The sequence below is a fragment of the Streptomyces sp. NBC_01092 genome, assembly GCF_045039535.1.
Lineage (GTDB): Bacteria > Actinomycetota > Actinomycetes > Streptomycetales > Streptomycetaceae > Streptomyces.
On the sequence record NZ_CP108659.1, the window covers coordinates 6,230,754 to 6,254,122 of the forward strand.

Annotated in this window: 24 protein-coding genes; 17 read left to right on the forward strand and 7 right to left on the reverse strand. The window is 70.6% G+C overall.

What is annotated here, in order from left to right; translation table 11 throughout:
* Nucleotide 1: 1 nt before the first annotated feature.
* The 5 genes from OG254_RS28460 to OG254_RS28480 all read left to right on the forward strand — a co-directional run bounded on the left by OG254_RS28460 (nt 2) and on the right by OG254_RS28480 (nt 4,883).
* Nucleotides 2-1,732 (forward strand): cytochrome c biogenesis protein ResB, encoded by a 1,731-nt coding sequence (locus OG254_RS28460; RefSeq protein WP_405587112.1) that lies wholly within the window; start codon nt 2-4, stop codon nt 1,730-1,732.
* Nucleotides 1,729-2,829 carry a c-type cytochrome biogenesis protein CcsB gene (ccsB, locus tag OG254_RS28465; protein WP_405587115.1) on the forward strand — a complete coding sequence of 367 codons (1,101 nt, stop codon included), beginning with the start codon at nt 1,729-1,731 and terminating at the stop codon, nt 2,827-2,829. The genes OG254_RS28460 and ccsB overlap by 4 nt, the downstream gene beginning before the upstream one ends.
* A 76-nt stretch (nt 2,830-2,905) precedes the next feature.
* Nucleotides 2,906-3,511: an RNA polymerase sigma factor gene (locus OG254_RS28470; protein WP_405587118.1), complete on the forward strand. Its 606-nt coding sequence runs from the start codon at nt 2,906-2,908 to the stop codon at nt 3,509-3,511.
* Nucleotides 3,508-4,443 (forward strand): CU044_5270 family protein, encoded by a 936-nt coding sequence (locus OG254_RS28475; RefSeq protein ID WP_405587120.1) that lies wholly within the window; start codon nt 3,508-3,510, stop codon nt 4,441-4,443. The genes OG254_RS28470 and OG254_RS28475 overlap by 4 nt, the downstream gene beginning before the upstream one ends.
* 38 nt (nt 4,444-4,481) lie before the next feature.
* Complete coding sequence (locus OG254_RS28480; protein WP_405587123.1) at nt 4,482-4,883, forward strand: hypothetical protein; 402 nt, start codon at nt 4,482-4,484, stop codon at nt 4,881-4,883.
* A gap of 12 nt (nt 4,884-4,895) precedes the next feature.
* Here the strand turns inward: OG254_RS28480 and OG254_RS28485 are convergent, their stop codons facing one another.
* The 3 genes from OG254_RS28485 to OG254_RS28495 all read right to left on the reverse strand — a co-directional run bounded on the left by OG254_RS28485 (nt 4,896) and on the right by OG254_RS28495 (nt 7,824).
* The gene (locus tag OG254_RS28485) at nt 4,896-6,287 is read right to left on the reverse strand and encodes a condensation domain-containing protein (protein ID WP_405587126.1); all 1,392 of its coding nucleotides are present in this window, start codon (nt 6,285-6,287) and stop codon (nt 4,896-4,898) included.
* Nucleotides 6,288-6,386: 99 nt separating this feature from the next.
* Nucleotides 6,387-7,382 carry an isopenicillin N synthase family dioxygenase gene (locus OG254_RS28490; RefSeq protein WP_405587129.1) on the reverse strand — a complete coding sequence of 332 codons (996 nt, stop codon included), beginning with the start codon at nt 7,380-7,382 and terminating at the stop codon, nt 6,387-6,389.
* On the reverse strand, nt 7,375-7,824 hold the full coding sequence (locus OG254_RS28495) for a nucleoside deaminase (RefSeq protein WP_405587131.1): 450 nt from the start codon (nt 7,822-7,824) through the stop codon (nt 7,375-7,377). The genes OG254_RS28490 and OG254_RS28495 overlap by 8 nt, the downstream gene beginning before the upstream one ends.
* A 288-nt stretch (nt 7,825-8,112) precedes the next feature.
* Between OG254_RS28495 and OG254_RS28500 the strand changes: the two genes are divergently transcribed.
* Complete coding sequence (locus tag OG254_RS28500) at nt 8,113-8,580, forward strand: hypothetical protein (RefSeq protein ID WP_405587133.1); 468 nt, start codon at nt 8,113-8,115, stop codon at nt 8,578-8,580.
* Between the two features lie 163 nt (nt 8,581-8,743).
* Here OG254_RS28500 and OG254_RS28505 read toward each other — a convergent pair whose 3' ends face one another.
* Nucleotides 8,744-9,055: a PLD nuclease N-terminal domain-containing protein gene (locus tag OG254_RS28505; protein ID WP_351196846.1), complete on the reverse strand. Its 312-nt coding sequence runs from the start codon at nt 9,053-9,055 to the stop codon at nt 8,744-8,746.
* Between the two features lie 86 nt (nt 9,056-9,141).
* Here OG254_RS28505 and OG254_RS28510 point away from each other — a divergent pair, with 86 nt between their 5' ends.
* Nucleotides 9,142-10,599 carry a menaquinone biosynthesis decarboxylase gene (locus OG254_RS28510; RefSeq protein ID WP_405587135.1) on the forward strand — a complete coding sequence of 486 codons (1,458 nt, stop codon included), beginning with the start codon at nt 9,142-9,144 and terminating at the stop codon, nt 10,597-10,599.
* On the forward strand, nt 10,596-11,498 hold the full coding sequence (gene mqnP / locus OG254_RS28515; RefSeq protein ID WP_405587138.1) for a menaquinone biosynthesis prenyltransferase MqnP: 903 nt from the start codon (nt 10,596-10,598) through the stop codon (nt 11,496-11,498). Before OG254_RS28510 ends, mqnP begins: the two co-directional genes overlap by 4 nt.
* Nucleotides 11,499-11,517: 19 nt before the next feature.
* Here the strand turns inward: mqnP and OG254_RS28520 are convergent, their stop codons facing one another.
* Nucleotides 11,518-12,135: a rhomboid family intramembrane serine protease gene (locus OG254_RS28520; protein WP_405587141.1), complete on the reverse strand. Its 618-nt coding sequence runs from the start codon at nt 12,133-12,135 to the stop codon at nt 11,518-11,520.
* 143 nt (nt 12,136-12,278) lie between these two features.
* Here OG254_RS28520 and OG254_RS28525 point away from each other — a divergent pair, with 143 nt between their 5' ends.
* The 8 genes from OG254_RS28525 (at nt 12,279) to OG254_RS28560 (ending at nt 19,794) form a co-directional block, all read left to right on the forward strand.
* A complete protein-coding gene (locus OG254_RS28525) occupies nt 12,279-12,911 on the forward strand; it encodes a UbiX family flavin prenyltransferase (RefSeq protein WP_405587143.1) in 633 nt (210 codons plus the stop codon).
* Between the two features lie 100 nt (nt 12,912-13,011).
* Nucleotides 13,012-13,467 carry an Lrp/AsnC family transcriptional regulator gene (locus OG254_RS28530; RefSeq protein ID WP_147995047.1) on the forward strand — a complete coding sequence of 152 codons (456 nt, stop codon included), beginning with the start codon at nt 13,012-13,014 and terminating at the stop codon, nt 13,465-13,467.
* Between the two features lie 85 nt (nt 13,468-13,552).
* Complete coding sequence (gene mqnE, locus OG254_RS28535) at nt 13,553-14,716, forward strand: aminofutalosine synthase MqnE (protein WP_351196836.1); 1,164 nt, start codon at nt 13,553-13,555, stop codon at nt 14,714-14,716.
* A gap of 47 nt (nt 14,717-14,763) precedes the next feature.
* A complete protein-coding gene (locus tag OG254_RS28540; RefSeq protein WP_405587146.1) occupies nt 14,764-15,300 on the forward strand; it encodes a GNAT family N-acetyltransferase in 537 nt (178 codons plus the stop codon).
* 75 nt (nt 15,301-15,375) lie between these two features.
* Nucleotides 15,376-15,675, forward strand: coding sequence for a DUF4229 domain-containing protein (locus OG254_RS28545; RefSeq protein ID WP_405587149.1), 300 nt, complete (start codon nt 15,376-15,378; stop codon nt 15,673-15,675).
* Between the two features lie 378 nt (nt 15,676-16,053).
* Nucleotides 16,054-17,733 (forward strand): SPFH domain-containing protein, encoded by a 1,680-nt coding sequence (locus tag OG254_RS28550; protein ID WP_405587152.1) that lies wholly within the window; start codon nt 16,054-16,056, stop codon nt 17,731-17,733.
* A complete protein-coding gene (locus tag OG254_RS28555) occupies nt 17,730-19,073 on the forward strand; it encodes an SPFH domain-containing protein (RefSeq protein WP_405587155.1) in 1,344 nt (447 codons plus the stop codon). The genes OG254_RS28550 and OG254_RS28555 overlap by 4 nt, the downstream gene beginning before the upstream one ends.
* Nucleotides 19,074-19,131: 58 nt before the next feature.
* Entirely contained in the window at nt 19,132-19,794 is a 663-nt protein-coding gene (locus OG254_RS28560; RefSeq protein ID WP_405587158.1) for a TetR/AcrR family transcriptional regulator, read from the forward strand.
* Here the strand turns inward: OG254_RS28560 and OG254_RS28565 are convergent.
* Together OG254_RS28565 and OG254_RS28570 are read right to left on the reverse strand one after the other, a co-directional pair.
* On the reverse strand, nt 19,776-20,618 hold the full coding sequence (locus OG254_RS28565; protein ID WP_405587161.1) for a MaoC/PaaZ C-terminal domain-containing protein: 843 nt from the start codon (nt 20,616-20,618) through the stop codon (nt 19,776-19,778). The genes OG254_RS28560 and OG254_RS28565 overlap by 19 nt on opposite strands.
* On the reverse strand, nt 20,618-21,919 hold the full coding sequence (locus tag OG254_RS28570; RefSeq protein WP_405587164.1) for a 3-oxoacyl-ACP reductase: 1,302 nt from the start codon (nt 21,917-21,919) through the stop codon (nt 20,618-20,620). The genes OG254_RS28565 and OG254_RS28570 overlap by 1 nt, the downstream gene beginning before the upstream one ends.
* A gap of 85 nt (nt 21,920-22,004) precedes the next feature.
* On the opposite strand from OG254_RS28570, the gene OG254_RS28575 reads away from it, so the two are divergent.
* A complete protein-coding gene (locus tag OG254_RS28575; protein ID WP_405587166.1) occupies nt 22,005-23,291 on the forward strand; it encodes an acetyl-CoA C-acetyltransferase in 1,287 nt (428 codons plus the stop codon).
* Nucleotides 23,292-23,369 lie beyond the last annotated feature (78 nt).

Genomic DNA, 23,369 nt, shown 5'->3' on the forward strand with positions numbered 1-23,369 from the left:
GATGAGCAACACGACCGACAAGGCCGCCCCGGCCGCCCCCGAGGGCCAGGACGAGGAGCTGGGCGCCGCCGGCTCCCAGCTCTCCACCGCCCCCACCGAGGACGCACCCAACCTGCCCTCCCTGGGCGTCATCGGCTGGGCCCGCTGGTTCTGGCGGCAGCTCACCTCGATGCGGGTCGCACTGCTGCTGCTCCTGCTGCTGTCGCTCGGCGCGATCCCCGGCTCGCTCATCCCGCAGAGCGGCATGGACGACACGAAGGTCGCCGAGTTCCGCCAGGCGCACGAGACGCTCGCCCCGGTCTACGACAAGCTCGGCCTCTTCAACGTCTACAGCTCGGTGTGGTTCTCCGCGATCTACATCCTGCTGTTCGTCTCCCTCATCGGCTGCATCGTCCCGCGTACCTGGCAGTTCGTCGGCCAGCTGCGCGGCCGTCCGCCGGGCGCCCCGAGGCGCCTGACCCGGCTGCCCGCCTACACCACCTGGCGCACCGAGGCCGAGCCCGAGCAGATCCGCGAGGCCGCGCTCACCCTGCTGAAGAAGCGCCGCTTCCGCGCGCATCTCGCGGGTGACGCCGTCTCCGCCGAGAAGGGCTATCTGCGCGAGGTCGGCAACCTCGCCTTCCACATCGCGCTGATCGTGATGCTGATCGCCTTCGCTTGGGGCCAGCTGTTCAAGTCCGAGGGCAACAAGCTGGTCGTCGAGGGCGACGGGTTCTCCAACACGCTCACCCAGTACGACGACTTCAAGTCCGGCAGCCTCTTCTCCCAGGACGACCTGGACCCGTTCAGCTTCACCCTGAAGAACTTCAAGGGCACCTACGAGGCGACCGGCCCCAACCGCGGCACCCCGCGCACCTACGAGGCCGACCTCACCTACAGCGTGGGCGCCGAGGGCAAGGACGAGAAGACCACCGTCAAGGTCAACGAGCCGCTGGAGATCGGCGACTCGAAGGTCTATCTCGTCAGCCACGGCTACGCCCCCGTCATCACGGTCCGCGACGGCAGGGGCAAGGTCGTCTTCCACGACGCCGTGCCCCTCCTCCCGCTGGACGGCAACGTCACCTCCACCGGTGCGGTCAAGGTCATGGACGACTACCGCGACGCCAAGGGCAAGTGGGACCAGCTGGGCTTCCAGGCCTTCTTCCTGCCCAGCTATGTCAAGGGCAACGAACTCTCCTCACAGTTCCCCGCGCTGCTGAACCCGGTCCTGAACCTGGAGGCCTACCACGGCGACCTCGGTGTCAACGCGGGGCTGCCGCAGAGCGTGTACCAGCTCAACAAGAAGAACCTGAAGGGCTTCAAGGACTCCAAGGGCGCGCAGCTCCGGGAGAACCTGAACCCGGGCGAGACGATGAAGCTCCCGAACGGCGCCGGCTCGATCACCTTCGAGAAGGGCATCAAGGAGTGGGCCGGCTTCCAGGTCGCCCGCCAGCCCGCCAGTGGGTGGGCGCTCGCGGGCTCGCTCGCCGCGATCTTCGGCCTCGCCGCCTCCCTCTTCATCCAGCGCCGCCGCGTCTGGGTGCGGGCCACCACCGGCACCGACGGCGTCACGGTCGTCGAGATGGCTGGCCTCGGCCGCAGCGAGTCCGCCAAGGTGCCCGAGGAGCTCGGCGACCTCGCCGGGATCCTGTACGAGCAGGCGCCGGGGGCTCCCGACCCCGACGACGACCCCGCAGATTCCGAAGCTTCCCCCGACCCCCAAGTCGTACCCGCTGAAGGGGCTGAGAAGTGACTCTCGCCGCCGCAACCGATCTGGCCGCCGCCACCAACGAGAACCTCGCCAGTATCAGCAACACGCTGATCTACTCGTCGATGGCCGTCTACACCCTGGCCTTCTTCGCCCACATCGCCGAATGGCTCCTCGGCAGCCGAAGCAAGGTCGGCCGCACGGCCGCCGCGCTCACCCCGGCGAAGGCCGCCAAGGCCGCCGCGCCCGCCGTCACCGTGAAGAAGGGCGGCTCCACCGCCGTACTGGAGCGGCCTAAGGTCGTCGTGCGGGCCACGGCCGGGCAGCGGGACGTGCCGGACGGGCCCGGCGCGCATGGCGGGGACGAGCAGGGCGACCTCTACGGGCGTATTGCCATCTCCCTCACCGCCCTCGCCTTCCTGATCGAGTTCGGCGGTGTGCTCACGCGGGCTCTGTCGGTGCAGCGGGCGCCGTGGGGCAACATGTACGAGTTCAACATCACCTTCTCCACGGTCGCCGTCGGGGTGTACCTGGCGCTGCTCGCGCTGAAGAAGAACGTGCGCTGGCTCGGGCTGTTCCTGATCACCACGGTCCTCCTCGATCTCGGCCTCGCCGTCACTGTCTTGTACACCGCCAGCGACCAGTTGGTTCCCGCCCTTCACTCGTACTGGCTGTACATCCACGTCTCCACGGCGATCTTCTGCGGCGCGGTCTTCTACGTCGGCGCCGTCTCCACGCTGCTCTACCTCTTCAAGGACAGCTACGAGAACAAGCTGGCAAGCGGTGGCACCCCGGGCCGCTTCGCCAACTCCGTCCTCGACCGGCTGCCCGCCGCGGCCTCCCTCGACAAGTTCTCCTACCGCGTCAACGCCGCCGTCTTCCCGCTGTGGACGTTCACGATCATCGCGGGCGCGATCTGGGCGGGCGACGCCTGGGGCCGCTACTGGGGCTGGGACCCCAAGGAGACCTGGTCCTTCATCACCTGGGTCGCCTACGCCTGCTACCTGCACGCCCGCGCCACGGCCGGCTGGAAGGGCCGCAAGGCCGCCTACCTGGCCCTCATCGCCTTCGGCTGCTGGCTCTTCAACTACTACGGCGTCAACATCTTCGTCTCCGGCAAGCACTCGTACGCCGGGGTGTAAGTCCCCTGCCGCGAAGGCCGGTTCCTGTGACCTGTGTCATGGGAACCGGCCTTTGTCGTGCGGACAGGTAGGGGAAGTGGATACGAATCTGCGGAAACGCATCCGCGCGGGGGATCACGGCGCATTCGCTGAACTCTTCGACGCGTACGCACGCTCCGTCTACAACCACGCCTTCCGGCTCACCGGGGAGTGGTCGACGGCCGAGGACGTCGTCTCGCTGACCTTTCTGGAGGCCTGGCGGCTGCGCGAGCGGCTCGACGAGGAGGGCGGCTCCCCGCGCCCCTGGCTGCTGGGCATCGCCACCAACGTCACACGCAACCTCCGCCGCGCGACCCGCAGACACGTGGCCGCCGTCGCCCGCCTGCCGCGCGACGAGGCGGTACGGGACTTCGCCGACGAGGTCGCGGACCGCATCGACGACGCCGCGCAACTGGCCCTCGTACGCACCGCGCTGGCCGAGCTGAGGCGGGCCGAGCGTGAAGTGCTGGCGCTGTGCGTGTGGGCGGGGCTGGACTACCGGGCGGCCGCGGAGGCGCTCGGGGTGCCCGTCGGGACCGTACGGTCGCGGCTCTCTCGTGCGCGGACAAAACTCGCGAAATATATGGAACCGCCTTACCAGGACGGACAGATGAACGGTGACCGCGGCACCGCGGTCAGGCCCATCAGGGAGGGAAAACGATGAACCAGCTTCCCGAACACGACCTTCCGCCGGGCCGTCACCGACTCCTCAAGGAGCATCTGATGGCCGAGATCCGGCGCGAAGAAGAACCCGCACGCCCCGGCGCCAAGTGGCTGCGCCCCGCGCTCGCCGCGGCCGCCGTCGTCACCGCGGCCGCCGTCACCTTCGTCGTCCTGCCGTCGTCCGGCTCGGGCGGCGGTGCGAGCGCTCAGCAGCCCGCCAAGACCGCCGTGTCGGTGCTGGAGGACATCGCGCTGGCGGCCGAGGACGCGGGTGGCGCGTACGGCGAGATCCGTGACGACCAGTTCGTGTACGTCGACAGCAAGGTGTCGTACTCAGGGTCCGAGGCGGGGAAGCCGACGGTGATCCAGCCGCTGCACCGCTCGGAGCAGTGGACGTCTGTGGACGGCACCCGCAAGGGGCTGGTCCGGGAGGCCGGACGCGGGCACTGGCCCACCGACGCCGACCCGGCCCCGGGCAAGCCCGGCTACGACGTCTCCACCAACTACCGCCACCTCGCCACGCTCCCCACCGACCCGGACGAGATGTACGAGTGGCTGGAGAGGGTGGGCCCCGGCAACAGCGGCCAGGAGCTTCACCAGGCCATGTTCGTGCTGGTCGGCGACCTGATCCGGGACGCATTGGTGCCGCCGGAGCAGGCGGCGGCGCTCTTCCGTGCGGTCGCGCGGATCCCCGGCGTGAAGGTGGTGGAGAACGTCGTGGACGCCGCCGGCCGGCGTGGCGTCGCGATCACCCGGGACGACCCCGACAACCCGACCCGGGACGAGTGGCTCTTCGACGCGAAGACCCATGAGTTCCTCGGCGAGCGCGCGGTGGCCACCGACGACTACTCGGACATCAAGAAGGGCCAGGTCACCAGCAATACCGCGATCCTGGACCGGGCGATCGTCGATCGCGCAGGTCAGCGCCCGTAACAGGTGCGTTTCGGCCCCGGCGGGGTCAGGCTGGTGTCATGACCGGTTCCATAGAACAGGGCATCAGCCAGACCCACGGGAACACGCACGTCCTGCACTTCCTGGTGCGGCTTCCCCGGTCCACGGACGCGGTCTGGCCGTGCCTCGCGACCCCGGAAGGGCTCACGTCCTGGTGCACTCCGGTCGACACACTCGAACCGCGCCTGGGCGGCGAGGTCGACCTGCGCGACTTCGGCAGCGGGCAGATCACCGCCTGGGACGTGGACCGGGTCGCCGAGTACACGGTGGACGGCGGCCGGATCCGGTTCCACCTGGAACGGGACGGCGAGAAGGGCGCCGCGCTCCGCTTCACCCACGAGTTCCAGGGCGAGGCGGAGACGGAGCAGCGCTGGCGGGCCCGCTTCGAGAGGCTGATCGAGGTGCTGGAGAACGGCTCCTGAAGGGCCCCTCGGCTACTTGACGGTCGAGGCGATGACGTCCCGCAACCGCTCCACGTACAACCGCATGTTCTTCTGCGCGACATCGGTGTCCGGGTAGCGGCTGGCGAGCCACAGGCCCTCGTGCAGCCGGGTCACCCAGGCGCACACCTGGTCGCCGTACGACACCCTGATCAGGCCGTACGCCTTCTGCTCGGTCCACTGACCGGATCCGGCGATGCCCCGGGTGTCGACGTAGGAGACGATCGAGTACCGGTCGGGTGACGTGGGGCGGAAGTCCGCGCCGAGCAGGTGGAGCACCCGGGCGAGCGGCATGCGGGCCAGATGCCGGCCGGCGTGCAGGGCGGCGCGCACCGTGCGCAGGGCGCTGGGCAGGTCGTACGCCTGCTCCACGGGGATCTCGATGGGTGCGCCGCCGACGTACCAGCCCACGGAGTCGGACCAGCGCGACTTCGCCCGGGTGTGGAACGGCACGACGGTGCGGTAGACGGACTGTCCGCCGATCTCGTGGAGGATCAGGGCGGTGGCGGCCAGGACGCCGACCGAACTGCCGCCGTAGGGACGGCAGTACGCCTCGAACGCGGCGGCGGTGTCCGGGCCGGTGAGCTCCTCGCGCAGGAGTTTCTGGGCGGGCAGCGGACCTTCGGGGTCGAGGCCGAGGTCGACGGGGAAGTTCGGCAGCCTGCCGTCGCAGCGGCGGATGAACTCCCGCCAGCGCGCGACGATCTCGTGGCTGTCGTCGATCCGGTCGGCGTCCGTCCGCTCGATCTCGCAGAAGTCGACGTAACTGCTGGCCGGCGCCGGTTCCAGGGCCTCGCCCGCGAGCTGCGCCCCGTAGAGCTCGTGGATCTCGGCGGGGATGCGGTGGATGGAGTGGGCGTCGACGTTGCTGTGGTCGAAGGCCATGTACACGCTGGTGGAGTCGTCCCGGACGACGGCCGTGTAGATCAGGTTGGGCCAGCGCAGCGCGTCCGCCGTGACGTCGAAGCGGTCCTGGAGGTGGCGGACGAGGGCGGCCGGGTCGGTGAAGTCGCCGACCTCCGTGCGGTGCAGGGACACGGCGTCGGCGTCGAGCGTGAACCGGCGCATCTCGTCGCCGGATTCGCCGGACCAGCGGAACCCGCTGCGCAGCGTCTCGTGCCTGAGCGTCCAGCCGCGCAGGGCCACCTCCAGCGCTTCGAGGTCGGCCCGGCCCGGGATGTCGAAGGCGGTACCGAGCCAGGTCGGTACGAACAGGCCGTCCTCGCGCACGGACCGGGCGGTCCTGATGTGCGACTCCTGGATGTACGCAGGTGGCCGTGAGTCCTCCGGCAGGCCTGACGCCGTCGCGACAGCCGCCGGACTGAACGTCCATTCGACGAGTCGTCCGGGCCGGACCTCGCAGCGCTGGATGTCAGTCATTCGCACGGGCGGCTCCATTCGCGGCGGGGGACACACCCGAAAGGGTGGTATCCCGCCCAACGAGGCAACCCTTCCTCAGAAACGGTTCGGTGATCGGCCGCGGGCTCAGTCGACGGTGATCGAGTCCAGTTGCCGGCGCAGGTACACATGCGAGTCGAACGGCTCGTACGCCACCCGGCCCACCGGAGCCGGCACGGACTCCACGAGCGTGCCGGGCGTGCACTCGCCGAAGTACACGAGCGACATCAGCTCCTCGGCGGGCGCGTCCGCGGGCGGCGGCAGCACCCGGTGCCGGCCCGACCGCCACCGGTCGCCGGTCCAACGGGCCATCAGGTCACCGATGTTGATGGTGAACGCCTCCGGGTCGAACGGAGCGTCCTCCCAGCCGCCGTCGTCGGTGTAGACCTGCAGGCCGCCCCTGCCCGCCTGCCGGTCGAGGATCGTGACCGTGCCGAAGTCGGTGTGCGGGCCGATGCGGAACTGGCCGGGCTCCGGCTCACCGAGCACCTCCCGCGCCGGATACCAGTTGATGTTGAAGCCGTACGTCGGGTGGTCCATGTGCCGGGTGAAGAAGTCGGGTTCGACGCCGAGCGCCTCGCCGAGCAGGGAGAGGAGCCGGTTCTCCAGCTCGCCCATCCGTGCGAGGTACTCCTCGCACAGCGGCCGCAGTCCGGGCACCTCGGCCGGCCAGACGTTCGGCGCGTACCACTCGGCGTTGACCGCCGGGTCGTCGAAGGGTTCGTGCGTCGCGAAGCTCAGCGACTCCTTCAGGTCCGGCGGGGTCTCGGTGCCCTCCGAGTACCCGTTGGCCTCCGCGCCCGGCCCGAGCCAGCCGCGTCCGCCGACCTTCACCGCGTACGCCTGCTTGGCCTCGGCGGGGAGCGTGAAGAAGGTGCGCGCGGCCTCGCGGATGCGGGTGCGCAGGGACGGGTCCACGCCGTGGCCGGTGACCAGGAGGAACCCGGCGGTCCGCAGGGCCTCGTCGACGGTGCGGGCGATGGCGGTACGGGCCTCGGCGTCGCCGTTCAGCCAGGGCCGGAGGTCGATCGTGGGGATGCGGGGGGTGCGGGGGGTGCCGGGGTTACGGGGGTGGTCACTCACCGATGTCCTCGTTCCACAGGTCGGGATGGTGCTCGATGAAGGCACGCATCATGTCGATGCACTCGGGATCGTCGAGAAGCACGATCTCCACACCATGCCCGGCCAGCCAGTCGTGCCCGCCGTGGAAGGTGACCGCCTCACCGATCACCACCCGGGAGATGCCGAACTGGCGGACCAGGCCGGAGCAGTACCAGCAGGGGGAGAGAGTGGTGACCATGGTCGTGCCGCGATACGAGCGCCGGCGTCCCGCCGCCCGGAACGCGGCCGTCTCCGCGTGCAGAGAGGGGTCACCGTCCTGCACCCGCCGGTTGTGGCCCCGCCCGAGCAGCTTCCCGTCGGCCCCGTACAGCGCGGCACCGATCGGAATGCCACCCTCGCCGAGCCCGGCGCGGGCCTCCGCGAGAGCGGCCCGGAGCCACCCGCGTGCCTCTGACTGATCCATGCCCTCACTCTCCAGCGGCGGGGCGGTCGCGGGCAACGGCGGGAAGGGGCGAGTCGGCTCGGCGGCGAGGCGTGACGCGGCGCTCGCCCCTTCCCGCCGTTGCCCGTGTGGGCGTCACCGACAACGCCGGCGCCGGGCACGCCCCCGGTAATTCGGTGGCGGGCCTGTGGTGTCCAGGTGTTGTGTGGCGTGGCCCGGTGATCGCCAGGAACGCCGGGGTGGGGAGGGTCGATGGTGTGGAGGGACCGGGCTTGGCGGATTGCCGAGTTGCGGCAGAGGGGTGTCGCGTTGGCGGCGTTCGTGGGCGCGTGCCGTGGGCGTGACGACGAACGGGCCCGGGAGGCAAGGGAGTTGGCGGCGCGGGTGTGCGCGCTCGCGTATGACGGGGGAGACCTCGAAGCGGCCGAGGACGTCGTCCTGACGCTGGAGGAGTGGGCGGACGAGCTCGTGGACCACCCGTACCATCCCGGCGTGCCCCGCCCCGACGAGGCGGACAGGCTGACGCGCGACCACCTCAAGGATGTGCTGCGCGACGAGCTGACCACCCCGGCCCGCGACTGGATGTCGGGCACCCAGCTCTCCCTGGACGTCGACTTCAACGCCCTGCGACGGACGCGCGGCCTGGACCGCCGGATACGCGAGGACGCCTTCTACGCCTATGGACGCGGCACCATGGCCCTCGACCTCGGCCATCGCGCGGCCGCGCGGCGTGAGGTGGCGCGGCTGCGGGAGCTGAGGGACACCTACGCGAGCTAGGGCACCTGCCCGATGCGCTGGGGGGCGGCCTCTCCTTCCCCCTTCGCGGGCCAGGCGCCTTCCCCCTACGCGGGCCAGGCGCCCCCGCCCGTCACGGCGGCTACCCGCCGACCCGCAGCAACAGCTTCGCTCGCGTTGAGGGTGACGTGCCCGGCGCGCCCGGTCAGGGCTCGTCGCGCTTCTTCTTGTCGTCGTCGTCCTCGTCCAGCGACTTCAGGAACTCCGGGTTGTCGTCCGGCGCGACCCACTGCTGCTGCCGGCGGTCCCGTACGCCGGACCAGCCCTCCGCGGCGGGGCTGCGCTTCTTGCCCGCGATCAGCCAGGAGATCGAGCCGACCAGCGGGAACACCAGCACGAGGATCGCCCACAGCGGCTTGGGCATGTGGCGGATGTCGTCCTCCTTCGTGCTGATGCAGTCGATGAACGCGTACACGCTCAGCGCCAGTGGCACGAGGAACATCAGCACCCGGAGCATGGGCCCTCTCAGCGAAACGGTCGGCGGACCGGGGGCACGGCCCCCGGGTCAATGGCCAGGGTAGCCGCTCGGGGATACTTGACCCCATGGCTTACGACGATCTTCGTTCCCTGCTCAGGGCGCTGGAGCGCGAGGGCGACCTCAAGCGCATCAAGGCCGAGGTCGATCCGTATCTGGAGGTCGGGGAGATCGTCGACCGGGTGCAGAAGTCCGGCGGTCCCGCGCTGCTCTTCGAGAACGTGAAGGGCTCCTCGATGCCCCTCGCGATGAACGTCTTCGGCACCGACCGGCGACTGCTGAAGGCCCTGGGGCTCAAGTCCTACGGCGACATCTCCGACAAGATCGGCGGGCTGCTCAAGCCCGAGCTGCCGCACGGGTTCGTCGGGGTGCGCGAGGCCTTTGGGAAGCTCGGCTCGATGACGCACGTGCCGCCGAAGAAGGTGAAGTCGTCCGACGCGCCGGTGCAGGAGGTCGTGTTGCAGGGCGACGAGGTCGACCTCGACCGGCTGCCGGCCCTGTTCACCTGGCCCAAGGACGGCGGCTCCTTCTTCAACCTGGGCCTCACCCACACCAAGGACCCGGAGTCCGGCGTACGGAATCTCGGTCTGTACCGCCTCCAGCGCCACGACAAGCGCACCATCGGCATGCACTGGCAGATCCACAAGGACAGCCGCAACCACTACCAGGTCGCGGCGAGGAGGGGCGAGCGGCTGCCGGTCGCCATCGCCTTCGGATGTCCGCCCGCCGTGAGCTACGCGTCCACCGCCCCGCTCCCCGGTGACATCGACGAGTACCTGTTCGCCGGCTTCGTCGCCGGCAAGCGGATCGAGATGGTCGACTGCAACACCGTCCCGCTCCAGGTCCCGGCGCAGGCCGAGGTCGTGCTGGAGGGGTGGCTGGAGCCGGGGGAGATGCTGCCGGAGGGCCCCTTCGGCGACCACACCGGCTTCTATACGCCGCAGGAGCCGTTCCCGGCCCTGAAGATCGACTGCGTGACCATGCGGCGCCGACCCCTGCTCCAGTCGATCGTCGTAGGCCGGCCGCCGACGGAGGACGGCCCCCTGGGTCGTGCGACGGAACGCTTCTTCCTCCCCCTGCTGAAGATCATCGTCCCGGACATCGTGGACTACCACCTGCCGGAAGCCGGCGGCTTCCACAACTGCGCGATCGTCTCGATCGACAAGAAGTACCCCAAGCACGCCCAGAAGACGATGCACGCGATCTGGGGCGCGCACATGATGTCCCTGACCAAGCTGATCGTGGTCGTCGACTCCGACTGTGACGTGCACGATCTGCACGAGGTCGCCTGGCGGGCCCTCGGCAACACCGACTACGCCCGCGACCTGACGGTCGTCGAAGGTCCCGTCGACCATCTCGACCATGCCTCCTACCAGCAGTTCTGGGGCGGCAAGGCAGGCATCGACGCGACGAAGAAGTGGCCCGAGGAGGGCTACACCCGCGACGGCGGGTGGCCCGACATGGTGGAGTCCGACCCGGAGACGGCGGCGAAGGTCGACCGCCGCTGGAAGGAGTACGGCCTGTGAGCAGCGCCTCCGCCGCGATCCCGCAGCCTGGACGGACGAAGGCGTTCCTCCGCCTCGTCATGATCGAGCACTCGGTGTTCGCGCTGCCGTTCGCGTACATCGCCGCGCTGACGGCGATGTTCCAGCTCGACAGCAATATCCACTGGGGGAGGCTGCTCCTGGTGACGATCTGCATGGTCGGCCTGCGCACCTTCGCGATGGCCGTGAACCGGATCATCGACCGCGAGATCGACGCGCGAAACCCCCGGACCGCGCACCGGGAGCTGGTCACGGGCGCGATGTCCGTACGGCACGCCTGGACCGGCGCCCTGATCGCCCTGGTGATCTTCCTGGGCTCGGCGGCCCTGCTGAACCCGCTGTGTCTTGCCCTCGCCCCCATCGCGGTGATCCCGATGGTGGTCTACCCCTACGGCAAACGCTTCACGAACTTCCCGCAGGCCATCCTGGGTCTCGCCCAGGCGATGGGCCCGGTCGGCGGCTGGCTGGCCGTCACCGGAACCTGGTCCTGGGACGCGGTGATCCTCGGCCTCGCCGTCGGCATCTGGATCGGCGGCTTCGACCTGATCTACGCCTGCCAGGACGTCGAGACCGACCGCGAGATCGGCGTCATGTCGGTCCCGGCACGCTTCGGCATCCCGGCGGCGATCTGGGGAGCCCGGGTCTGCCACACCGTCACCACGGCCCTGTTCGCCTGGTACGCCGTGGCCACGGACGCGGGTGCCTTCTTCTGGCTGGGTCTGCTGATCGTCGCGGGCGCGTTCCTGTACGAGCACTCGATCGTCCGCCCCCATGACCTGTCCCGCCTCAACCGGGCGTTCTTCAGCGTCAACGGGTTCATCGGGATCGCCCTGTTCGTGTGCGCGCTGCTCGATCTGCTGGTGCGCGGACTGACCGTCTAGTGGTGAGCGGACCGACCGTCTAGACGGGCAGCTCCGCACGCGGGTCGGCCTCGCGGCGGCGGAACACGAACGCCGCCGCCACCCCCGCGACCAGCCCCACCAGATGCCCCTGCCAGCTGACGCCGGACTGGGTCGGGGCGAGGCCCGCCAGGATGGAGCCGCCCCAGACCGCGGCCACCAGCACGCCGGCCAGCACGCCGAGCGGGCGCCGCTCGACGAACCCGGTGACCAGCAGGAAGCCGAAGAGGCCGAAGATCAGGCCGGAGGCGCCTGCGGTGTTCGTGCCGGACGGGGATATCAGCCACACGCCCAGCCCGTCCGCGACGATGATCAGCGCACACAGCGCGGCGAACCGGCGTATGCCCCCGAGCGCCGCGAGGAACCCCAGGACCAGCAGCGGCACGCTGTTCGCGGCGACATGGGCGAAGCCGAAGTGCATGAAGGCGGCCGGGACGACGTCCACCAGCTCGGACGGGGTGCGCGGGACGATGCCGAAGCGGTCCAGCGCGTGTCCGCTGATCACGTCGGCCACTTCCAGCAGCCACAGCAGCGCCACCCAGCCCAGCATCAGCTTGGCCGCGGTCAGCGCCCGCTCACCTCGCGACCACTCGCGCTCAGCACTCCACACACCCGGCATGGCAACCCCCACCGACCAACTCGTCCCCAAACGGGAACGCCTGGCCCCCCTTGGTCGGTTCCCACCCCGCCACGCCGGATAGGCTCGGTGTCGTGAACCCAGTCAAGCCAGGAGAGACGGCGCGTACGCCTTGGATCGTAGGGGTGTCCGGCGCTTCCGGCACCCCATACGCCGCGGCCGTCCTGCGCGCGCTCCTCGCCGCCGGGGAAAGCGTCGATCTGGTCGTCAGCCGGGCGTCGCGGCTCACCCTGCTCGACGAGACGGGGATCTCGTTCCGGGACGGCCACTGGCAGGACGACCTGCGGGAGTGGCTCGCGCGCGGCGCCGACGGCAAGCCCGGGACCTTCGACGTGGACATCGAGGACGTCCGGTACTGGAACGCCGGGGACCTCGCCGCCGGACCGTCCTCGGGGTCGTACGCCACGAAGGGCATGCTGATCGTGCCCGCCTCCACCGCCTGCGTCGCCGGGGTCGCGCTCGGGCTGTCCAAGGACCTGCTGCAGCGGGCGGCGAGCGTGACCCTGAAGGAGGGGCGCGGGCTCGTCGTCACCGTCCGGGAGACGCCCCTGAACGGGCAGACGCTGCGCCACCTGGTGACACTGGACGACGCGGGCGCGACCGTCGTGCCCGCCTCGCCCGCCTTCTACGCGGGGGCCACGCACATCCAGGACCTGGTGGACTTCGTCGCCGGACGCGTCCTCGACGCGGCGGGTGTCGAGCACCGGCTCTACCGCCGCTGGAAGGGCGAACTGGGCGGCGGCGCCCGTTCCACCTGACCGGCACGCCGCCGCAGCACGCGGTACCAGCAGAACCCATCACTTCAAGGCTCAGTTCAGCAAGTACGTCAGACCTCTTCAGCGGAAGGCTTCGAATCGCATGGACGCGGTGGACAGGCAGCTCATCCAGGCCCTGAGGGAGAACGGCCGGGCCTCCTACGCGGAGCTGGGACGCCTCGTCGGACTGTCGGGTCCCAGCGTCACCGACCGCATCAACCGGCTGGAGGCGGCCGGCGTCATCACCGGCTACCGCGCCACCGTCGACGCCGCCTCGCTCGGTCTCGGCGTCACCGCGCTGATCGGCATCTCGCTGTCCGACGCCACCGACCACGAGGACGTGGCGAACCGCCTGCGGGACCTGGGCGAGATCGAGGACTGCTGGTTCATCGCGGGCGACGACTCGTACATGCTCAAGGTGCGGGCGGCGGACGTGGACGGCCTGGAGAAGATCATCCGACGGCTCAGCGGGACGACGGGCGTGTCCCGGACCCGTACCACCATCGTGCTCTCCACGAAGTGGGAGAACCGGGTGGGCGAGCTGCCCGAGGAGTACTAGGCGCGTAGCGCCGTCCGGGGGGCGCCGCCCGTCCGGAGGGTGGGGGAAGTACGGTTTACGAAGGCTGTCTGAGAGAGGTGTACGCATGGACGTCGGGCTCAAGCGCGAGCTGGAGGAGAAGGTCCGCTCCGGTGAGCGGCTGACCCGCGAGGACGGCATCGCGCTGTACGCGTCGGACGACCTTGCATGGCTCGGCGGTCTCGCCCACGAGGTACGCACCCGCAAGAACGGCGACGTGGTCCACTTCAACGTCAACCGTCACCTCAACATGACCAACGTCTGTACGGCCTCCTGCGCGTACTGCTCCTTCCAGCGCAAGCCGGGCGAGAAGGACGCGTACACGATGCGCATCGAGGAGGCCGTCAAGCTCGCCAAGGCGATGGAGTCGGACAACCTCACCGAGCTGCACATCGTCAACGGCCTGCACCCGAACCTGCCGTGGCGCTACTACCCGCGCTCGCTGCGGGAGCTGAAGGCGGCCCTGCCGCATGTGTCGTTGAAGGCCTTCACCGCCACCGAGATCCACCACTTCGAGACGATCAGCGGGCTGAGCGCGAGCGAGATCCTCGACGAGCTCATCGACGCGGGGCTCGAATCCCTCACCGGCGGCGGCGCGGAGATCTTCGACTGGGAAGTGCGTCAGCACATCGTGGACCACCGCACCCACTGGGAGGACTGGTCCCGCATCCACCGCCTGGCGCACGAAAAGGGTCTGAAGACCCCGAGCACCATGCTGTACGGCCACATCGAGGAGCCGCGTCACCGCGTCGACCACGTCCTGCGCCTGCGTGAGCTCCAGGACGAGACGAACGGCTTCCAGGTCTTCATCCCCCTGCGCTACCAGCACGACTTCGTCGACATGAAGGACGGCAAGGTCCGCAACCGCCTCCAGGCCCGCACCCAGATGGCGACCGGCGCCGAGGCCCTGAAGACCTTCGCGGTCTCGCGTCTGCTGTTCGACAACGTCCCGCACGTCAAGGTCTTCTGGGTCATGCACGGCGTCCAGACCGCCCAACTGGCCCTCCAGCACGGCGCCGACGACATGGACGGCTCGGTCGTCGAGTACAAGATCACCCACGACGCGGACAACTTCGGCACCCCGAACAAGCTGACCCGCGAGGACCTCCTGGACCTGATCCGGGACGCGGGCTTCCGCCCGGTCGAGCGCAACACGCGCTACGAGATCATCCGCGAGTACGACGCCCCGGACCCGCTGCGCCGCGAGTCCCCGCAGCCCATGCGCGTGTGATGCGACCGACATGAGGACGCGGGGCCCGTAAGGCATACGCTGGCCCTGTGTCCCTTACTTTCACTCTCGACCCTGCCGTCACCCCCACCCTTCGTGACGGCATCCTCGATCTGTGGACGGATGTCTCCAACGCGGGCGGAGCCGTCGGGTTCGTGCCGCCGGTGGCGCGCGAGGAGATCCGGCCGGAGCTGGTTCGGCACTTCGTGGCGATGGCCGAAGGGCGCTGCCGGCTGCTGGTCGGGCACGGCGAGGCCGGCGAGGTCGCCGCGACGGCGTTCTTCACCTTCAACACGCACCGGCTGATGAAGCACTGGGTGTGGCTGTACACGGTGCAGGTGCACCCCCGGCACCAGGGCAAGGGCTACGGCCGCGACCTGCTGGCCGCCGCCGAGGAGTCGGCCCGCACCTTCGACGGCATCGACGCGATCCGGCTCACCTGCCGGGCCGGCCTCGGCCTGGAGCGCTTCTACGGCTCCTGCGGCTACAAGGAGGTCGGCCGGATCCCGGACGCCATCCGGGTCGCGCCGGGCGACGACCGCGACGACGTGATCATGCTGCTGCCGCTCCACCGGACCCCGTCCTGACCCCCTTGCAGGATCGGCGGCCCTCCGTGCTTCACTGGGCAGTGGCCCTTTTTGGAATCGGAAGAGTGGATTGAGATGCTCCGCTACACACTGATGCGCCTCGGGATCTTCGTGGGCTGCCTCGTGGTCGTCTGGGGCCTTGTCTACTCCGGCGTCGCCCCGCGCGGCCTCGGTGACTCCAACGGCATGTGGATCGTCCTGCTCTCCCTGGTGCTGTCGGCCCCGATCAGCTTCGTCGTCCTGCGGGGGGAACGCGACCGCGCCTCCGCCGGGATCGTCCAGCGCGTCGACCGTATGAAGGCAAACCTGGACGCGAGCCGCAGCCAGGAGGACGTGGCCGACGACACGACCCGCGCGCAGGGCCAGACCTCCTAGGGCCTGTCGTTTGGATCATCCTGGCGTCGCGGGGCCTGGCACGGACTCCCCCGAGCTCTTCGAGCAGGGGGGACCCCCAGCCGCGTTGTCGTCGGTTGCCGACGTCCCCCAGCCTTCGGCCGGGAGGTGCCCCCACCGCGTCGACTCCCTCCTCCGCCTTGCAGCTGCACACACCAGGCCCCGCTCGGGTCGGCTGAAAGGCGCAGCTTCTCTCAGCCGGCCTGATCCAAACGACAGGCCTAGCGCGCCGCAAGCCGCCCCGGCGCGTACCGGCGACGAGACCTGTCGGTAACCGCGCAGGCCAGCCCCTTACGCTTGTCCGGATCCACGTCGGTGGAACGGCTGTTCGCACCGGCATTCGTGACGTAAGGGGGAACCGTGGCACGAGCGCGCGCGCAGGCGGAAAAGAGCGCACGACGCGTTGCCGAGGCCGTCGTGACCGGAACCGATCCGCGGTCGGCCGCGCAGGACGAACTGCGCCGGCAGATCGGCGGACGGGGGACACGGGGAGACGGCGGCGAGGAGTACGACCTCCAGGGCCAGGGCATCGACCCGGCCGACTTCCCGGCCGCCCGGGAACAGGGCGGCTCCACGGCAACCGTCATGCGGCAGAAGACCGTGCCGCTGGACGAGGCCGGGGAGGCGCTCGGCCGCAGCGAGCAGGTGCGCGAGGGCACCGGGACGGTGCACGCCATCTGCCCGATGGTGATCCCCAAGGGCCGCTCGATCTTCTCCATGCTGCCGGTGCTGACGCTGCTCCTGCTGGGCGCGGTCGGCGCGGGAATCGTGGCGGCGTCCGGTGCGGACGTGCTGACCAACCCGCTGTTCGGCGTGCACTACTGGGTCATCGCGGTGTGCGCGATCGCCTTCGTGTGGTGGCGCCAGGGCATGGTCATGGTCCCCGACGGCTGCCAAGCGATGATCACCCGCTTCGGCAAGCTGGAGAAGGTCGTCGGACCGGGCCGCATCGTGCTGCTGAGCCCGTGGAAGCGGGTGTCGTACATCGTCAACACCACGATCGAGTACCCGTTCAACGCGCCGGTGCGCGAGGCACCGACCAAGGGCGGCGTGAAGGCGTCGATCGACCTGTTCATCCAGTTCCGGATCAGCGACCCGACCGAGTTCGTCTACACGCTGGGCGCGGTGCGCGGCTTCGAGGAGAAGCTGAGCAACGCGGTGAGCGAGACGATCCGCACCCTCGTTTACGAGCAGGAAGCCGCCGGCATCTACGACATGGTCGGCGAGGACACCGGCCGCCTGCTGGACCTGCTCAACCAGCAGTTCCGCCCGGCCGTCGAGCTCACCAACGCCAACATCACCCACGCCGAGCCCTCCGACCAGCGCTACCGCATGGACCTGGCGGCGCCCGAGATGGTGCGCGTGGCCAAGGAGGCGTACACGCACGAGTACGCGCTCCAGCTCCGCAAGGAGCAGGACGAGGGTGACCTCACCCGCGAACTCGCCTCCAGCCACGAGACGCTGTCCGCGATCCAGGCCGACATCGCCCAGTACCAGGCGCAGATGGACACGGCCGTGGAGCGCGAGACCAACCGCGCCGAGGCGCTCGCCCGCCAGCGCTACGTACAGGCCGAGTCGGAGGCGAAGGCCAACGCGGCCCTGCTGGAGGCGCAGGCCCTCGACATCCGCGCGGTGACCACGGCCCAGGCGCCGGAGATCCTCGAGTACCGCTACCAGCAGCAGGTGCTGGACACGCTGGAGCAGGTCGCCGACCACCTGCCGCGGCTGGTGCGCATCGGCGGCGCGACGGACGCCGGCGGCGGCGCCGGCATCGACTTCCTGGAGCTGGCCCGCGAGTTGGTCGGCGAGCGCGGCACGGAACTCTTTACCGACGCGGACATGGCCGCCGTACGGGAGCGTCTCGGCGAGGTGTCCGAGCGGATCGCCGCGCGCGAGACGGAGATCGGCGTGCTGCTGGCGGCGGACCGGCCGACGGTGCCGCAGGTGCCCGAACAGCCCGAATCGACCGACAGCTCCGACGGCTCCGGCAGCCCCGACAGCTCCATCAGCTCTGACGTCTCCGAGGGGGCCGACCAGTGAGCACCGCCCGTTCCTCCCACCGCCGGTCGGTCATCTCGGAGAAGGTCGCCCCCTGGAGCGACATCGCGCGGCTGCTGCGCGGCGGCGAGGCCGACACCCTGATCCCGGTCATCATCCCGCGCCACCGGCGCCGCCTGTGGTGGATGCTGCCGCTGTGGCTCGGCGTCTACGCCCTGCTGATGGGCCTGATGCTGACGCTGGGCGCGGTGGACTCCGAGTCGGTCGCCGGGGACCTCGCCTACGGCACCCTGGCCACCCTCTCCTACATCGGCGGCGCGCTCCTGCTGGTGATCGGCGCGCTGTGGTGGTGGCGCTCCTCGATCGTCGAGATCGAGCAGGGCACCAACGGCGTGCTGACCCGCTACGGCGCCGTCACCCGCACCCTGGACGCCGGCCGCCACTACCTGTGGCACCCCTGGTCCAGGGTCGACTTCGTCGTCGACACCGCCACCGAGATCCCGTACTCCGCACCGGTCATGGCCTGCCCGACGCAGGAGAACGTGCCGCTGCGCTCCATCGAGTTCTTCCTGAAATTCCGCATCAACGACGCCGTGCTGTTCGTCCGCACGATCGGCGCGGGCAACTTCGACCTGGTGCTCTCCAGCGCCGTACAGGACGCGATCCGGCAGCGGGCGCGCAAGATGCGCACCGAGCGGGCGTACGACCTGCGCGGCTCGGACGTCGCCGACATGCAGGAACTGCTCAACCGTCAGCTGTCCGGCTACGGCGTGCGCATCACCGGCTCCAACATCCCGGACGTGCAGCTGCCGGCGCAGTACCAGCAGCACCTGGCCACCCGGGAGCGGGTCGCCAAGGAGCGCACGGCGTACGAGCAGGAGTGGGGCCTGATCCGCAAGCGCCGGATCGACCAGCTGGGTATGGACATCGAGCGGGCCAAGAAGGTGCGGGACGCCCGGATCGTCGAGGTCAGGGCCGCGCTGAACCGGGCCCGTGAGGAGGTCGCGCAGCTGCTGGAGGAGCAGGAGACCAACGCCCAGCGGGTGCGGTTCGAGATCGAGACGCGGGGCCGCAGCGGCCTGATCGCCGCCGAGAACGAGGCCCGCGCCCAGCGTGCCCTCGCCAAGGCCTACCGCGACAACCGCGCCGTCCTGCAGTACGAACTCGCCCGGCGTCGCCTGGAGGTGGGCGCGAAGCTCGCCGGCAGGGCCCCGCAGCCGGTCGTCGTACGGACCGACGGCACGAACGCCGACACCTCGGCCCTGTCCACCCTGCTCGCCGCGCAGTTGCTGCCCCGGATGACGGCCCTGCCGTCCGGGGACGGGCAGCAGTGGGCGGACCGGGTGGCGCGGTTCGCCGACGACGTGAGCGGCGAGGAGTAGCGCAGCGGTTCGCAGCGGGCCGGGTGGGATCTGCCTCCCGGCCCGTACGCTGAGCGCCATGGGTGCCGTGAAGACCAAGCGGATGCCGCGGGCCGTCCGTGAGCAGCAGATGCTCGATGCCGCCGTGCTGACCTTCGGGCAGCGCGGGTACATGGCCGCGTCGATGGACGAGATCGCCGAACTCGCGGGCGTCTCCAAGCCGTTGGTGTACCTGTACCTGAACTCGAAGGAAGACCTCTTCACGGCCTGCATACGCCGCGAGGCGGCCGCCCTCACCGCCGCCGTGCGGGCCGGCGTGCGACGCGAGCTGCCCGCGGACCGCCAGCTCTGGGAAGGCCTCGGCGCGTTCTTCACGCACACCGCGCAGAACCCGGACGGCTGGTCCGTCCTGCACCTCCAGGCCCGCACCCACGGCGAGCCGTTCGCCTCCGAGGCCGCCGCGATGCGCGCGGAGATCGTGGCGTTCGTGACCCAGCTGATCCTCGCGGCCGCCCGGGAGGCGCACCGCGACCCCGACCTCCCCGAGAGCGAGGTCGCAGGTCTCGCCGAAGCCCTGGTCGGCGCCGCCGAGTCGCTCGCCGCCTGGGCCAACGCCACGCCGGGCGTGACGGCGAGAGCGGCGGCGGCGACCTTGATGAACTTCGCCTGGTCTGGGCTGGGCAACCTCATGGACGGCCGGCGCTGGACGCCGCCGGACGCCGCTCACGAAGTGAGCGGATAGACCTCCCCGGCCAGGTGCAGCCGGTCCGCGCCGCTCCGCAGTTCGAACCGACCGCCCTCCGCGGCGTACGTCACGGTCCCCGGCAGGAGCACCGGCGCCCTGAACTCCGCCTTCACTTGCGCCCGTTCGGGCACACCGTGTGCGGCGAGACAGCGGGCCACCGTCCACATGCCGTGCGCGATGGCACGCGGAAAGCCGAACAGGCGGGCGGTGAAGGGGTGCAGGTGGATGGGGTTGCAGTCACCCGAGGCGGCACCGTAGCGACGGCCGACATCCCCGGCGATGCGCCATTCGGCGACGTCGGGCAGCGGCTTCCCCGCCTCCCGAGCGGACTCGGGGGCCTGGTGCCGGGTGCGATGCCGGGCCAGATAGGTGCTTCTCGACTCCCATACGGTCTCCTCGCCGGCCCGTATCGCAGTGCTCACGGCGGCCTCCGTACCGCGCCGGTGCGGCGTCAAGCCGTCGACGCGCACGGTGAGTTCGTACTCCCCGGTGGCCGCCACGGGCCGGTGCTGGGTGATCGAGATCGACGTGTGGACGAGACCGAGCAGCGGCAGCGGAAACTCCCGGCTGCTCATCAGCCGCATCGCCAGCGGAAAGCCCAGCACATGCGGGTACGTCACCGGTAGGGCGTCCTCCCCGGTGGGGAACCCGCACACCCGCTCGTACGCGGCGAGCCGGGCGAGGTCCACCCGCAGCCCCGGCAACACGAGCCGGGTGCGCGGGAACTCCGCGTCGGGGCTCGGGCGTTTGAAGGGTGACAGCAGGGCGCCCCGGGTGAGCAGGGGCGGAAGGGAAGGAGCAGCGGTGAGCACGAGATCCATCAGGCCCCCAGCAGGCTCTGGCCGCATACGCGTACGACCTGGCCGTTGACGGCCCCGGAGCCCGGATCCGCCAGCCAGGCAGTCGTCTCGGCGACATCGACCGGCAGCCCGCCCTGCGCGAGGGAGTTCATCCGGCGCCCCGCCTCCCGGATGAACAGCGGGACCGCCGCGGTCATCTTCGTCTCGATGAAGCCGGGCGCCACCGCGTTGACCGTCACCCCGTGCTCGGCGAGCGCGCGCGGAGCCAGGGCACGGACCAGGCCGACCACGCCCGCCTTGCTCGCGCCGTAGTTCGTCTGGCCGGCGTTCCCGGCAAGCCCCGCGATCGACGCCGTCGCCACGATCCGGCCGCCCCGCCTCAGGGCCCCGCTCGCCAGCAGCGCGTCCGTCGTGCGCAGCACGCTCGCGAGGTTGACGTCCAGGACCGAACTCCAGCGCTCGGCGGGCATGTTGACCAGCCGCCGGTCGCGGGTGATCCCGGCGTTGTGGACCAGCACGTCAAGGCCGTCGGGCAGCGCGGCCGCGATGCGCTCGCCCGCGTCGGGGGCGGTGATGTCGAGCGCGAGGGCGGTTCCGCCGAGCCGGTCGGCCAGGCGCCGCGCGTCCTGCTCGGCCTGCGGCACGTCCAGGACGACGACCCGGGCACCGTCCCTGGCCAGCGTCTCGGCGACCGCCGCACCGATGCCGCGCGCGGCGCCGGTGACCAGGGCGGTGTGGCCGGTCAGAGGGTGGTCGGGGTCGTCGGACGCGGCGCCGGTGACCGGTGCCGGACCCACCTCGACGACCTGTCCGCTGACGTAGGCCGACTTGGGTGAGAGAAGGAAGTCCAGCGTCGACCGGGCGGCGCGCGCGTCCGTCAGCCGGACCAGATTCACCGTTCGGCCGCGGCCGATCTCCTTGCCGAGCGAGCGCGTGAAGCCCTCCAGGGCCTGCTGGACGGCCGCCTGGTGGTGGTCGGCGGGGTCGAGGGGCGCGCCGAGGACGACGACGCGGCCGCTGTCCGCGACCGACCGCACGACCGGGTGCAGGGCGGCGTGCACCTCGGACAGCGACTCGACGTCCCGGACTCCGGTGGCGTCCAGCAGGACGGCGGCCGGCTGCTCGGCGGCGCACGTGAGGTCCAGGCCCGTGCCGGCGAGGTCGAGGTCCGACTTGCCGGCGGTGAGGAGGAGCCGGTCGCCCTCCAGGGCGGGGCGCTGCGGCGACCAGCGTCTGAGGGCCGTCGGCTGGGGCAGCCCGAGGCGGCGGGTGAGGAAGCGGCCGGGCGCCGTGCCGGTGAAGCTGAGATAGCGGTCGGCCATGGCCCACTCCCAGTGCGATCCAGTACTGACTCCGGAGTAAGGTTACCGGAGGTAATCCCATGCTGTACGTGAGGAGTGGGTGGAGATGAGCTCCCTGTTGGCGCCGGCGGTCCGGCGCGTCGCGATCATCGGCGGCACCCGGGTCCCCTTCGCGCGCTCCGACGGCTCGTACGCCACCGCGTCCAACCAGGACATGCTCACGGCCGTGGTCGACGGCCTCGTCGAGCGGTACGAGCTGGGCGATCCGGGCGCGGTCGGGGAGTTCGTCGCCGGGGCCGTCCTCAAGCACAGCCGCGACTTCAATCTCGCCCGCGAAACCGTCCTCGGCTCGAAGCTGGACGCGCGCACGCCCGCGTACGACATCCAGCAGGCCTGCGGCACGGGACTGCAGGCCGTCATCGCCGCCGCCAACAAGATCGCGCTCGGTCAGACCGACTCGGCGATCGCCGGTGGCGCGGACACGGCGAGCGACGCGCCTCTCGGCGTCAACGACGAGCTGCGACGCATCCTGTTGGAGGCGCGGCGGGCCAGGTCGCTCGGCGGTCGGCTCAAGGCACTCGCCCGCGTACGGCCCTCCCACCTCGTCCCGGACATCCCGCGCAACGCCGAGCCGCGCACCAAGCTCTCCATGGGCGAGCACGCCGCCGTCACGGCACGGGCGTGGGGCGTGACGCGCGAGGCCCAGGACGAGCTGGCGGCGACGAGTCACCAGCGGCTGGCGGCGGCGTACGAACGCGGCTTCTTCCAGGACCTGGTGGTGCCCTTCCGGGGGCTGGACCGGGACCAGAACCTGCGCCCGGGCTCGACACCGGAGAAACTCGCCGCGCTGAAGCCGGTGTTCGGCCTGGACAGGCCCGAACCGACGATGACGGCGGGCAATTCGACGCCGCTGACGGACGGGGCGGCGCTCGTGCTGCTGGCGAGCGAGGAGTGGGCGCAGAGCAGGGGGCTGGAGCCGCTGGCCTACCTCACCGCCTACGAGACGGCCGCCGTGGACTTCGTGCGGGGCGATGTGGCGGACGGCGAGGACGGGCTGCTGATGGCACCGGCGTACGCCGTTCCGCGCATGCTGGAGCGGGCCGGACTCGCCCTCGCCGACTTCGACTTCGTCGAGATCCACGAGGCCTTCGCGTCCCAGGTGCTGGCCACGCTGGCGGCGTGGGAGAAGCGGGGGCTCGACCCCGTGGACCGCGCCCGCCTCAACGTCACCGGCTCGTCCCTGGCGACCGGTCACCCCTTCGCGGCGACCGGCGCGCGGATCGTGGCGACACTGGCCAAGTCGCTCGCTCAGAACGGCGGTTCGGGGCGCGGGCTGATCTCGGTCTGCGCGGCCGGCGGACAGGGCGTGACGGCGATCCTGGAGCGGAGGTAAGGATGGGGTGAGACGAAGCTGAGTACTCCTCACATAACCCCCGAGGTTGCACATCCCCGGCCCCGGACCACCGCCGAA